Genomic DNA, 13,435 nt, shown 5'->3' with positions numbered 1-13,435 from the left:
AAAAAAGCGATAAACGGCTTAGTATTCACGATTAAACCAAGACGCTTGAATTGACAACTTAGTGAGAAACAGGAGGGTAAAATGCGTTAAAGGTATAACTTTATGTTAGCTACTAATGGGACGCTGTCATGCCATACCCCAAAGACATCGCCACTAGCCTACATCCTCAGCCAGTACCTGCAATGCCCTTCATAGACGATACGCAACTAACTTAACTTATTTTTCCAAGCTATAAGATAATTAGATATCTAGGGAGTACCCTCTATGCATTTCTTCAGACTACTGTTTACTTCCCTTTTCATCTACAAAGCTAAAACGCTATTGTTCAGTACCTGCTTGTTAAGTATTGGCTTTGCAACGACCCTGTCGTTATCAGAACCTATTGTTAAAACCACCACCACTAGTTCACTGTTTTTAAAACTCCTCGTGCTGATTTTATTAGGCTTGGTGGTGTTCGCCATTATTCATAATTGCCGTTTAAACAATATTTTACGCAAACAAATGGCTAAACATCATCAAATCACTGCGGAGCTTAAAAAGCAGTCTGAAAACAACCAGGCCTTATTACTTGCTGCAGGTGATGGCATTCATGTTTTAAACTTAAAAGGTGAATTAGTGCTGGCCAATGAAGCATTTTGTCAGCATTTAGGTTACCACAGTAGCCAAATTACCAAGCTGCATGTTGCTGATTGGGATGCACAGTGGTCTAGAGAAGAACTGGTCAACAACATTCCTGATCTTCGCGACACCATTAGTACCTTTGAAACACTGCATCGTAAAAAAGATGGCAGTATAATTTCTGTTGAAATTAATACAGTTGGTGTAGAAATTGATGGTGAGCCTTTGCTGTTTTGCTCAGCCAGAGATATTTCGCAACGCAAACAACAAGAAATGCTGCTAAGGCAAGCCGCCAGTGTCTTTCATCACTCGCACGATGGTATTATTTTGCTCGATCAGCAAGGGCGAGTGCTGGATGCTAACCAATCTTTTACGCGGCTTACCGGCTATACTTTGCCAGAAATCCTAGGCCGCACGCCACCCTTATTAAACGCAGAGTGTGAGATGGGATCAAAAGAATGGGATCTGGCAGCACATTTGGACAATACTTCGATTTGGACCGGTGAAACCAGCAATACGGGTAAAAGTGGCAAACAATACATCACCCGTTTTACTATCAGCAAAGTGCCAGGCGATAGCGAGGAGCAAAGCACTTACATTGGCGTATTTACCGATATTACCCCATTAAAACAGCAGCAAGCGCAGTTAGAAAAAATGATTCATTACGATAATCTTACACAACTGCCGAATCGGGTATTGTTGATGGATCGTCTTAATCAAGCCATGCTAAATGCCAAGCGTGATAATAGTTTGGTTGCGGTACTCTATATTGATTTAGATGGCTTTAAGCCAATAAATGATACCTTCGGCCATGCGCTTGGCGATACGTTTTTATGCCATATTGGCAAAGCCATGTCTGCAGCTATTAGAGGCAAAGATACGCTGGCGCGTATTGGCGGCGACGAATTTGTCGCAATTTTATCAGGATTTGATAGCGGCACAGCAGCCGATCCCATGATTGCACGCATTTTAGCAGCCGCAACAACACCGATGCTTTATCAAGAACAGTCGCTACAGGTGTCGGCCAGTATCGGCGTTAGCCTCTTCCCATGGCATGCCGAAAATGCTGAAACGCTACTACAAAAGGCAGATGCGGCCATGTACCGCGCCAAAAAATCGGGGAAAGATCGCTACCAATACCATGGCAATTCTTAGCACAATCTTTGCGTGGGTGGATTATCTATTTACATAAACCAACGACATTTGAGACTACTGCGACATATTGTAGCAGTAGCTAGGGTAAAGCTTGTTAATATGCCCGTTTGTCATTAAATTACTTTTAATTTATTAACAATAAGATAGGCCCAATTATGCGATCATTTTTATTGTCATTATCCCTTCTTGTCACGTTAAGCACTGCATTGCCTAGTACTGCAGGCGCGGCTGAACTCCAACTTACGCAGGGTGAAGTGCGCGTTCCAATGCCTGGCCGTACCGTCACCGCGGGGTATTTTAGCTTGGTCAATAACAGCGCCGCAGCGGTAGAGCTGGTGAAAGCGAGCAGTCCAGCCTTTGCCAGAGTAGAGCTGCATCAGCACATCAAGCAAGATGATGTAATGCGGATGGTGGAAGTTGAAGCAATAAGCGTAGATCCGGGTGCAACCTTAGTGTTTCAACCTGGTGGTTTGCATTTAATGCTGTTTGAACCACAAGTTGCTTTAACTGTGGGTGAGACAGTCAGTGTTACGCTCTATTTTGCCGACAACACAACCAAAGAACTTGAGCTACCGCTTACCGCGATGCCAAGACGTTAATGGTTGAATAGTCACGTATTGAGCGGCAACACAAAGTAAATGCTTAAGCTTTCCCGACAACTGCACAATTGGCTCGGCCTAATCCTAGCCATACAAATCCTATTTTGGTTTTTAAGTGGCTTAGTGATGGCCATTATGCCTATTGAGCAGGTCCGCGGAGAGCATCTTCGTCAAAGTGTCAGTAGTAGCTGGCAAGACGCCGTTGTCGCGCCAGCAGCCGTTTTAGCAAAACACAGTCCGTCGGCCACCTTAGCTTTTAGCCAACAACTGATTGCCTCTAACAATACGCTGATCGCAGCGCCGGTGTATGTCGTTACAGATGCAGATCAGCAGTTTCGCTATAATGCTAACAGTGGCGAGCAAATAGATCTGCTGACAGAAGCCGATATTCAACAACTTGCCCGCGCGCAATACCTCGGTAACGGCCAAATGAGTCAAGCAGCATTGTTAACAGCGTTACCGCAGGAAGTGAAAAACCTCAGTGCACCACTTTGGCAGGTGCAATTTAATGACACCGATAACACGACATTTTATCTCGATCCAGCAACAGGCTTAGTCCAGCGCGTAAGAGCGTCCGGTTGGCGCTTATTCGATTTTTTCTGGATGCTACATATTATGGATTATCAAGATCGGAGTAACTTTAATAATCCGCTGTTAATCACCACGGCCGCAGCCGCGCTATTGTTTACCCTGACAGGTTTAGTGCTGCTGTGGCAACGCTATAGGCCAAAACGTAAATTTTACCGATAAATCTTACTAAGCAAGCAAACCTGCAACATCTAACGCTAAAACAAGCTTAAAAGTGCCGCTCGTAAACCCCACTGAAAACCGGCATAATTTTATCGAGTGTGCTGCTGTTACTATTTGAGGTAAGTCATGGGGTTTTATATGCTGCTGGCGCTGGTGTCGGCAGTGGCGATGGCCAGTAGTGGTGTTATTGCTAGGTTAAGTGGCTTGGCTGCCGCCGAACTGACGTTTTATCGGTTGGCAGTGGGCGCACTTTGCCTATTGTTGTTATTGCTAGCTAGCGGCAAACTGGCAGTGTTAAAGACTAAACCCGACTGGCGTATTGCGTTAAACGGTGTGCTGTTAGCCAGCTTTATGTTGTGCTTTCTTAGTGCTATCCAATATATCAGCCTAGCCAATGCCATTATGCTGGTCTATCTGGCGCCGCCGCTATCGGCTGTAGTGGCGCACTGGCTGCTGCAGGAAAAGCTAGATTTACCCGATACTGGCCTTATCGCCCTATCCTTTTTGGGGTTTGCCATGTTGCAGCAGTTTCAGTTTCAACTGGTGCTGGACGCAGAGCAGTTACCGGGTTTAGTGTTTGGCCTACTGTCGCTACTGGCATACAGTGGTTTTTTGCTATTAAACCGCCGGCCGCAGCACGGCCATTCGCAATTACAACGCACCTTTTATCAGTTACTGATCGGCGCTTGCTGCGTAATGCCGTTTTTAAGTGATATGGCGCTACCGACCACAGATAGCCTAATCTGGATTGCGCTGGCGGGTATTTTCCCAGGCTTTTTAGCAATCTACTGCGCCATTGTCGCCTTGCAGCATTTACCCACGCGCGTTTATGCCACCCTAGCCTATCTGGAACCGGTAACCGTCATTCTCGCTGGTTGGCTGCTCTTTGCCGAACAGTTAAGTTTGTTGCAAGGCGCTGGCGTGCTGCTGATTATGTTCACTGGCTTAATGCTGGCACTACGGCATAAACCGATCAAAGTGGTCGCACAGGCAATTACTAAAGTGGAGCAGCAATTGGTTCCGCTGGCTGCTAATGCTGATACCACGCAAGTGGCAGAGGACGCAGAGCCTGAAAAAACCTAAAGCAAGTTTAAACAGACCTTTTCAGCTAGGCGGCAAGTAACTTCGTAAACAGCACAACATTTTGCGATACACTTACCGCCTCTAATGCCTGCATAAAATCGCTTAACGTGTTCTCTAGATTTTAATGCTGCACCACTTGTAGGTTTTAAGGCTGAACTATTTACAGGTTTTGGCTATTACTATTCTTTTTTAAACCTTTGCCGGTAAGCCCCGCATAAAACATACTGAGACCAACAATGCCAGTAACAACAAGACCAAAATAAAATCCCACCGGATTATCCACCAGCCTTACGATAACGCGGTCATACTTACCTGTAATCACCCCGTCACTATAAAAACTAAAAGCCATAAAAAATGTACCGATACCCGTTATCACCAAAAAAATGCGAGCTAATACCATTTTCGCATCATGGCTGTTAATTTCCTGTGCGCGCAACTCTGCCTGCTCTTGTTGCTGCCGCTCCGGCTTCGCTAGCTCAGCCATTAAGCGGGCATAATTTTCCGGATATTGTTCAGCGTCGATACTTTCTTGTGCCTGGCGCAACTCTTCTACACTGTAACGACTAAAATCTATTCCTGCCAAAATACCACTCCCTTAAAAGCTCCCAACATCAGCTTATCTGACAAAAATAATCAGCTAACTTGTTTAACTTTCTGCTGTAACAAGGTCAGTAACTGCTCACTATTATGCATTTCATGATTTAATATCAGCGAGGTTTTAATACTGCCGCCGCCGGCATCGCTAAAATGCAAAATATAACGCTGGCCAAAACCGATCCGAAACCAAGCTTGCCAGCCAGGAGCTGGCTCAACGGCCACTAACCGCGTAAGCGGAATCACCTGCCTAGAGAATAAGCTTTGCTTGATTAAGGTATCTCCTTGTAACAACAGCCGGTTGTTTACTATTGTTGCGCCAAGGATCCCGGCACAGGTGATATAAACAATAAACAGGTTGGCAGCAATATGGGTACTCGCCATAAAGCCTATATTAAATATCCCAAGTAAAGCGGCAATACCAACCAGCAGCATCAACAGCATCAAAATTGCGGCAGCGGTTTTACTGGCGGGCGGCGAGAAAACCTCTAATGCCTCACCCGGCTCAAGGGACTCGATACGTTGTGTTGATTTTGCCGGTGCCTGACCAAAGGTTAAAAAAGCCGCCATAACATTGCCGAAGAACACAAAATAAAACATAAACATCGATATATATCCGGACCATGAGCTTTCCTGCGCTGTCGCCGAGCTAAGATTAAAAAGCGTCATAAATACAGCATACGGCAGCCCAGTGCTCAGCATCATATTAACGTAAAAAGCTCGACGCTCCTGACGCTGAGCTTGACCTCGAACTGCTGCCGGGCCAAGCTGCTCTACTGCGGCCAAACTGGCAGCTGTTGCCTCCTTGCCATCTGCAATTAAGCTCGCTTTTTGTGCGACTAACTGCTGTCGGACTGCAGCTAAAGTATGGTTACGCACCGTTTTGGCCCCCACCAGCTCAGCGTCAAGAGCCTGCAGATACTCGTCAAGGTGAGGATCACCGGTAGCTAATTGTTGATCGAATTTTGGTGAAGGTAGACGGGAAAGTGTCCGTAACATAGTCATCACAGCTCCTTAGTTATAAAAGTTCCCAATCCACAGCGTTAACTATGATTAACGCTAATCGGCCAAACCTTACTACAACCGGATAAAACTGTAAAACAAAATAAGCAGGCGTGTTTTTTTAATGAAATATTACGCTTTTTTAGGTTAACCACACCCGAGTCGAAATCTTGGCAAGGCTCAGGATCACGGCAGATTTGCCGTCTGCAGTTTATCTATCTCAGTGAGCTTAAACTAATGTGGCGCCGACCGCTTTATCGTCAGGCATTCTGATGGTAAGGGTTGCCATCTTAATATCTCCAATAGCAGCTCAGGCTTAACTATCTCTAACGCAGGAAATGTTAACTTCGCAAACCGAAAATCTTTAACGTTATTGATCACTAAATATCTGGCATTACTTGCGACAGCAAGTTCAACCAGATGATTATCCCCTTCATCACAAAGATTGGGGCGCCACCGAAAATAAAGTTGATACCAGTGACACACCGACAAGAAAGCATCCAGAAAAAGCTGTCGTTGTTCCTTGTTAAGCTTACAAAGCGCTAAAACATTCTGACACTCAAACACATCTTCATATTCAACTAATGTCGGCGGTAATCTTGCCTCAGGTGGGTCAATTTTAAATTGTCGTTAGTGGGTCACTTTTACATTGCCGGTGACACTTGCATGAACGACATCAGAATTAGTTTCCGCGACAATTAGGATGACCGCCCATGATTGTTGACGCCGAACAGTTTAGTCGTCAAGATAAATCAAATCATCAATGTAGAATTAGAAGTAGGGTATGGCTGGCTACATGAACGGCTAGCCAGCTTATGGCCTTAAACTTCTAGAAATAGTTTATTCAGATAAGAAGGTACTGGTAAAGCCCCCCCTTATTTGCGAAGTAAATTATGACCTAATGCCTGCTCTGGCGACTTTTGACATTCTTTCCAACGACGAATTAAAGCAGCAACGCACGGGTTACCAGCAAGTTGATTTACTCTAACCCAATCAACATCCACAAGAGCCGTTATCAGTTCAGGGTTAAACTGGCCTGCTAAACAGTGCCATTGTCGAATACTTGGCTGACGATTTATCTTCGATTTTGGCGAAGCGAGACTACCAACTACGAAGTAGTGCTGCTCTTCATCATACCAAAGACGCTGAACGCCAGGAACATTGCGTAACCAGCCTTTGATGTCTTTGAGCGGGAGCTCCAATGCCCGGCTTAAAAGATCATCCCAAGCGCTAATCAACTTAGTATCAGCGGTTTTTTTCTTCTTACCTTCATCTACCGATAGATTCTTGTTCTCCAGCCACTTCTTAAACATCAGTTTTTTAATCTCTTTATATAGACAATCCTGATAGCCAGCTTGGATTAACTCTTTAAGCGTTTCTTTCCAATAGCCAAGTAGGTTGTCTAATTCCTCGAGCAACTTTTTAGCTAAAGATGGGTTAAGAACCTCTTCCTCAACGAGTTCGCTAACTACTTGCTCCAATGTTCCTTTTGCCGGTAACAACCACTCTTTGAGCTTATAACTGATTTCCTGTTTTGTTAAAATGTCTCTCACAAGCTCAAGCCCATGTGGAATCATGTGTGGTGTCTCATATTTGGGGTCTTGAAACATCACAGTTGTCGTTTCACCTTTAAACAAAACAAATGTAAGTTTTGCTGCAAATCGCGTTAGTTTTTCCGCAGGGTTTCCAAAGCCTTGCATGACAACATCCGGCCTGTAGTTGTATGGCCATTTAGACTGAAGTGACGCAAGCAATGACGCAACAGAGCAATCAAACCGGCTTAGCGCCATATCGCAAAGTTTCACGCGATCTTTATCTGATGGATCGAATGGAACAAGGACTGGCCGGTCATCCTTGACTGTAAATAGATATCCATCGGTAATCACTATAAGGTCTTCATTCAAGAATGACGATTGCTCAGGCAACGAAGCACTAATTTTCGACTTTTCGTTTAGGAGTAGACTCTTCAGCTCTAATTCTTTTAACGCGATCTCAAGGTTCCTGAGCAGGGCCTTTTCATTGTCACGATTGGCAGATATTGCGGATAACGCATAATCAAAATATAGGGAGCCCGGCTGAAGCATTAGATACTCTTTGCCACTCTCAGGATCTTCAGCTGGCGCCAGAAAATTGCTTTCTACAGAGTCTAGAAATAAGTCATTCGGATTTACATTAATATGCTGACACGCAACTTTAGTTCTCAAAGCAATCGTTAAAGGATACCTGTCTCCGACAATATTGGGTTTTTGGTCTAATAAAACCAGAACCCGCTGATCACTTGAAAAATTTTGCTGTTGGATGTTTTGCTCATTTACCGAAGGCTGCAACATTAACTTGGCACCAAGTGATTTCTTGTCAACGAGGCTTTGTAAATAATTCACTAAATCCGAGCTATCAGCAGTTGATGAAACACGAAGGTCTACCACTAATACTTCCTTGCTCAAATCCAAACTCGTGAAAGATGTCTTTTCAGCACTGGTTTTGTACTTTGTTTTCAACGGTAAAGGTTTTAAATGTAATACCTTTGGTTTGAGTTCAAAACCATATAACTTGGCTTCCTTAATGAACTCATCTTGGATAGGTTTCAGAATCCAAGGCCAGCTTTGCTCTAAACCTCTTTTAGAGCTCACATCGAGAAATGCCCTTTGAGTCCTATTGTTTTTGCTCTTTGAAATCTCTCGGTAAACTGGTCCTTTTGGTTTTTTCTTATGCTGAGGGAACCAGCGCATCAATACCTTATTGTCCCTATAAACCCACAAAGATGACTGCCTGGCAGGAAAATTGTTTACATCCGCTACTTCCCTAAGTGGAATATTTTCGTGAAAAAGCACAACTTCAGTTGCCGTTTTGTCTTTTAACATCTGAGTTCGACAATCCAAGCCGATAGCAGAAATCCCGGCTCCAGATTGCCCCTTCCATGAATCTAATTTTAGTAGAGGCCGGCCCAATGTATGGCTTCCCTCACAATGAACACCAAATACCCTTACTTTTCGCATCAGAAGACGGATCCAAATAGGATTAAATTCCTGGGTGTAATCAACGCGTAGAGGCTCGACATGAACTCCATCAGAATTAACAATTTTAGGTGGGGTATCTGATTCACTATTTACTGCGACAAACAGACCAAACTGCCCTAAATGGCTTTTCATTAAATAAGGATAGAACTTATCAGAGAGCTGCTCGTCAAGTTGCGTCTCCCATTCTTTCCACTTATATCCCTTCGACAATGCGTAGTGATACACAACCAATTGCTTTGCCTTTTCGACATTAACTTCACCATCTACATATACCATGTGCGATAAAGGCAAAAACCCAGACGCTACTTTATTTCCTTGTTTACTCATTGTTCACCTTGCTTTTTCTGGGTAGTGTTTGTGATCAATTTTGTTAACTGTTCAAAACCAAGCGTACATTCTTCATAAGGCTCAGACGTTAAACAACCTTCCAAAATTATTATTGAGGCTTCTGTGTCTCGTACCCGGTTTAATTTATCATCGAAGCAATGTAGAGGATTGTTTTTGTCCCTACCTATAAAATTGGCAATAACCAAAATTGCATCAGAACCAAGCACCGTCCGAATAGCTCTAAGCTTTTCTATTAACCCCAAAGGAGCGTCAGAATCCTTTGCTCCGCAGTTAAGCCAGTTTTGATACTCCTCATCAGCATCGTTTAAGGTCTCGCTTCCCCAGTACTTCGCATCGATATAATAGGGCTGTCCAATCACATGAAAATCAAATAGCTCCATAACCCCTGAATCAATGACCCTTGCAGAAGTTGTAATAGATTTTTCACTTAATAACGCCCTGATTGCCTCTTCACCCAGCCGCCCTTGTAGCAACCTTTGCACTATCTTAGGGTGAAATAGATATTGCTCTTCAAGGCTATTTGCCGCAGGAAAAATTGATGTCCGGTAACTTCTCTTATTGAACCAATCGATAATTATTGGTGATTTTCGGATATGCACATACAGCTTGTCAGGGTCGAACTTTACATGCTCGAGCGACGACTTCTTAGAAAAGAACTGCCAGGTATCAGGATTGAACCAAACCGGGCCATTTATACTGTCTTCCGGACGCTCGAAACAAGCCCATTTGTACAATTCGCAGTCCAGACCAAACGGATTACGCGAAGGCTTCCAGGCATAGTCAAATTGGAGGACAGCTTTACCAAGTTGACTCCAAAGATCTGAAATACCCTTGGTATCAGAAGCAGATTCTCTAGATGCCCGGATTGCGGGGATAAGATTCATTTCAACTATCTCCACAGCGTTTTCACCATTCTGCTGTGGTGTCATCAGCATCGACAACAAATCAATATCCTTGCTATCTTGCCTGCTAATTAGTTCTTCAAGTAGTTGGTTATTCAAGTCAGATATTTGATTTTTATGGTTTATATATTCAGGCGTTGATGCAAATATCGTCAGAACCTTCGCCAACTCCTCAGATAAATGGATTTCCACAGAAGGAACTTCACCCCAGGCTCTCTCGATCCTCCCAACTTGCTGCTGGATATCAGCCGCTGTATTTTTTATATAGTCCGCCGAGCGCTTATAAAGTTCGTTCAGTTCCGCAATGCCTTTTCTGCTATTTTCCATAACAGGCAGGATAAATTTTCGGTGCTGATCACGTGAAATTTCGCCAGCACGCATCAGCTTTTCAAGATTCCTCAGTTGATATCCTGCATGGGCCACCTCACTCCCAACTTCATCAGAGTCGGAAACTGAGAAATAGAAATGTCTTTCCTCTAGTAAGTACAGACATGTCAGATCCATTTGCTGTTGTGTTTCTGGCAAGGTGAAATCGAGATTGACGCCATTGGTAGCAGATGCAGTTTGAGTAACAACTAAGACTGTCCTCCCAGTTTCAAATGCAGCTTGATATGCCTCGTAAAAGTTTCGGCGTTTCTGGCTTTCCGCCGTCAACAAGCAGATCAGCATTTCTGTGTCATGGGCTTTCACTGGCACAAATACATCTTCGAACTCAGAAAAAACCTCAGGTAGAGTTCTTTTCGAATACGCGGGTTCCACAATACTAAGCCAAGATTGCTTATTTCTACTTAACTCGGCTTGATCGTCAAACAACCATTTTTTTAGATATCTAATGGAGTTAACAAAAACTAATTGTCCCCTATGATGAGACCTCTTTGACGCTTTCTCAATAACACCAATCAGGTTGACCAACACGTTAAATCGATGCTCTCGGACATACTCACTAATTGGAAAATCATCTGATTGGAAGAATGCCCCCGGAAGGCTGTCAGTTAACTCTTCTATATCTACCGCAAACTCTGTCGGCAAGTCGGGATCTACATGAAGCGAGAGCTTCGACTTTCTAATGCTTTTCTTGGTTTGTACTATCTGTCTAATGACATTTTTTTGCAGTGTCTTGTGGTCAATATTCTGAATAAAAGGTATTGGTTTTTTAAACCAAGATTCAGGCCTGTCGTTAAACTGATCACCCAAAAAACTTGCGCCCTTACTGGCGTCTCTTGCATCAGCAACATACATCAACGCATTTCTCACCCACCTCAAATCAAATGACCCAACGGCCCTTTCCAGAAAAGATGTCGCTGACAATCCGAAAACCAAGTTTCTGCTGCACAACGAAACAAGCAACCCTTCGGGAGTTGTTGGCAAAAAAGCACGCCTGATCTGTAGCCGAAGTGGATCAATATCAGCGTCTGCTGCATTCTGCTTTAATAGCCAGTTAGCTAAACCAAACACATTTGCATGTGTATTTGGTAACAGATTGCTTTCACGAATTTGACCTAACTCTGGTAAATCCGATCTTGGTAAAGAAAACATGGAAACATTTGGCAATGCAGAACTGTAATAGGAAGGACGATAATCGTTCGCTGAGTCGAACAGTAATCGACTTAGTTTAAACAGATAGTCTTGTGCTTCGTCCTGCGCCACGGCGATATCTGACACCAAGAGGCTAAACCTACGCACAAATTGTTCCATCAATCGCAGGAAGTCACCCACAGGTATTGTATCGTCGCCAAATGGGTCGCCAGGCTTAACCACCTGAATTTCATAGCCGTGTTCAACGCGTTGCATTGTTAGGCGGTCGCTTGTTACAAGGTGATCTGAGCGAAAAAGAAACTGTGTCTTAAAGTTATCTTTTTGGTTTATGGGTACGAGTAATGCTCTCGCATCAGACAGGTCGATCCTTTTATCTTCTAAAGCCTGTTCCAAATCTTTAATTAATTGGCTCAAGCTTTCATAAATTGTCGGTATAGGATCGGTGTCAACGTATTGTAGCCTTTTGAGCAGTCTCTTCCCTGCTTCAAGCAGCTGCCCCAAACACTCTGGAGGTTCCTGTACCAGCTGAGCCTGAGATAAAAGTTGCTGTAATACGTCGGCCTGATAATCAAATTCATCAATGAAAATAATGTGTCCCGACAAATCCCCACTGGACATTCTCACCTTACGGGCCCCATCGTAAAAAGATGAGAACAATTTTTGAGTCGTCATCACCAACAAATGTTGGTGATGATCCCTCCAGGCAATAGCCGGAAAAACCCTCCGAATCCAAGTATTCGATCGGAAGTTATCTAATCTCTTCTGTGCAGCACAGGTTTCCTCGCTATCAGCTCCATATTTACTACTCTGGTTCCTAACCTCTTTCTCAAGCGTGAACATGTTTTTCAACAATAAACGCTCAATTTGAGAGCAAAGACGACTCAATTTCTCTTCATCTAAACCGACATATTCTTGTGGGTAGATTGACCCTGCACGCCCCATCATCCTCTCAATTCGGGACGAAAGTTGCTTGACCTTTTTACATGCAGCAAGCAATTGATCTGTAAGTTCTTTATTGAATAGCGAGCCATCCCTCTTCATCACTTCGATAGAGGTAAAAGGACACGGGAGTTCAGCAGATTGGCAATTCTTTTCATGGGGAAGTGGCTGCTGTGTAATAGCCGCAACTAAATTGTCATCCTGAGCATAAAGCACGCTAACAGTGATTGGGGAGCCAGCTGAATCTTTTGCAACTGAGGCTTGATGATAGACATCGTGCAAAATGTTCCATCGATGTGTCACGAAGATTGCTTGATAACCCAGTTTTTTTATCGTTTCAAGAACTGGGGAAGTCCCGTCTCCATGGCCATCACGAAATAGGCTACTGGTTTTGCCACCTCCGGTCGGACCTTCCAACTGGGCAAACCCTGCGATACCACGCCTTTTTAGTTTGTTACTTTTAGGGGATTGCGAAGCAAGGCTTATAGCCTCAGTGATATAACGCTCAACAATAGCGTTATACGATTGCAGTGACGCATCGTTCATCTTACACCTCATTCATTTCGGGTTATCGAGGTTTAAATTAGAGCGGCCATATGGTCGCACATCGTTTGACCAATAATTGATATCTCTTTTTCTAAAACAGGTCAAGAATTAACCAGCAAAGTAATGCAAAATTTTTTTGACCTTTCTTAACTTAATCTGAAGACTAAAGTGACACTCAAGTAAAGAGCATAAAAAATCTGCGTAGTGGCATTCTGAAAGTGTATTTGAAAGGAATGGTGAATGCCGGTATCAACCAACTTATCGACCAGTTATTTGCTGATTACAAATTCCTCGATACGTAGGACATTTAAACATCTTACGAAGATGAGGGGGAAGATTAGAGTTT

At 43.7% G+C, this 13,435-nt stretch carries 9 protein-coding genes; 4 read left to right on the top strand and 5 right to left on the bottom strand.

Translation table 11 applies throughout. The annotated features are described in order from the left end of the window. Positions 1-264: 264 nt before the first annotated feature. The 4 genes from ACO1PK_RS12385 (at position 265) to ACO1PK_RS12370 (ending at position 4,205) form a co-directional block, all read left to right on the top strand. The gene (locus ACO1PK_RS12385; protein ID WP_423185923.1) at positions 265-1,773 is read left to right on the top strand and encodes a diguanylate cyclase domain-containing protein; all 1,509 of its coding nucleotides are present in this window, start codon (positions 265-267) and stop codon (positions 1,771-1,773) included. A 155-nt stretch (positions 1,774-1,928) separates the two neighbouring features. Then, entirely contained in the window at positions 1,929-2,372 is a 444-nt protein-coding gene (locus ACO1PK_RS12380) for a copper chaperone PCu(A)C (protein ID WP_423185922.1), read from the top strand. A 39-nt stretch (positions 2,373-2,411) separates the two neighbouring features. After that, entirely contained in the window at positions 2,412-3,122 is a 711-nt protein-coding gene (locus tag ACO1PK_RS12375) for a PepSY domain-containing protein (protein WP_423185921.1), read from the top strand. Positions 3,123-3,248: 126 nt separating this feature from the next. Then, positions 3,249-4,205: a DMT family transporter gene (locus tag ACO1PK_RS12370; RefSeq protein WP_423185920.1), complete on the top strand. Its 957-nt coding sequence runs from the start codon at positions 3,249-3,251 to the stop codon at positions 4,203-4,205. A 160-nt stretch (positions 4,206-4,365) separates the two neighbouring features. Here ACO1PK_RS12370 and ACO1PK_RS12365 read toward each other — a convergent pair whose 3' ends face one another. The 5 genes from ACO1PK_RS12365 to ACO1PK_RS12345 all read right to left on the bottom strand — a co-directional run bounded on the left by ACO1PK_RS12365 (position 4,366) and on the right by ACO1PK_RS12345 (position 13,089). Then, the gene (locus ACO1PK_RS12365; RefSeq protein ID WP_423185919.1) at positions 4,366-4,788 is read right to left on the bottom strand and encodes a hypothetical protein; all 423 of its coding nucleotides are present in this window, start codon (positions 4,786-4,788) and stop codon (positions 4,366-4,368) included. 50 nt (positions 4,789-4,838) lie between these two features. Next, entirely contained in the window at positions 4,839-5,804 is a 966-nt protein-coding gene (locus tag ACO1PK_RS12360) for a hypothetical protein (RefSeq protein WP_423185918.1), read from the bottom strand. Positions 5,805-6,035: 231 nt separating this feature from the next. Then, positions 6,036-6,419: a PIN domain-containing protein gene (locus tag ACO1PK_RS12355; RefSeq protein WP_423188216.1), complete on the bottom strand. Its 384-nt coding sequence runs from the start codon at positions 6,417-6,419 to the stop codon at positions 6,036-6,038. A 257-nt stretch (positions 6,420-6,676) separates the two neighbouring features. Further along, positions 6,677-9,145 carry a hypothetical protein gene (locus tag ACO1PK_RS12350; protein WP_423185917.1) on the bottom strand — a complete coding sequence of 823 codons (2,469 nt, stop codon included), beginning with the start codon at positions 9,143-9,145 and terminating at the stop codon, positions 6,677-6,679. Continuing rightward, entirely contained in the window at positions 9,142-13,089 is a 3,948-nt protein-coding gene (locus ACO1PK_RS12345) for a hypothetical protein (protein ID WP_423185916.1), read from the bottom strand. The genes ACO1PK_RS12350 and ACO1PK_RS12345 overlap by 4 nt, the downstream gene beginning before the upstream one ends. Positions 13,090-13,435: the final 346 nt, after the last annotated feature.

Origin of the sequence: Alishewanella sp. d11 (genome assembly GCF_049390205.1) — a bacterium.
Lineage (GTDB): Bacteria > Pseudomonadota > Gammaproteobacteria > Enterobacterales > Alteromonadaceae > Alishewanella.
The sequence above is the reverse complement of the archived record's forward strand: the minus strand, read 5'-3'. Positions and strand labels throughout refer to the sequence as shown.

Excerpts from the sequence above, each read along its gene's own strand:
- ACO1PK_RS12385 (WP_423185923.1), top strand. The coding sequence starts at position 265 with ATGCATTTCTTCAGACTACTGTTTACTTCCCTTTTCATCTACAAAGCT.
- ACO1PK_RS12380 (WP_423185922.1), top strand. The coding sequence starts at position 1,929 with ATGCGATCATTTTTATTGTCATTATCCCTTCTTGTCACGTTAAGCACT.
- ACO1PK_RS12375 (WP_423185921.1), top strand. The coding sequence starts at position 2,412 with ATGCTTAAGCTTTCCCGACAACTGCACAATTGGCTCGGCCTAATCCTA.
- ACO1PK_RS12370 (WP_423185920.1), top strand. The coding sequence starts at position 3,249 with ATGGGGTTTTATATGCTGCTGGCGCTGGTGTCGGCAGTGGCGATGGCC.
- ACO1PK_RS12360 (WP_423185918.1), bottom strand. The coding sequence starts at position 5,804 with ATGACTATGTTACGGACACTTTCCCGTCTACCTTCACCAAAATTCGAT.
- ACO1PK_RS12350 (WP_423185917.1), bottom strand. The coding sequence starts at position 9,145 with ATGAGTAAACAAGGAAATAAAGTAGCGTCTGGGTTTTTGCCTTTATCG.
- ACO1PK_RS12345 (WP_423185916.1), bottom strand. The coding sequence starts at position 13,089 with ATGAACGATGCGTCACTGCAATCGTATAACGCTATTGTTGAGCGTTAT.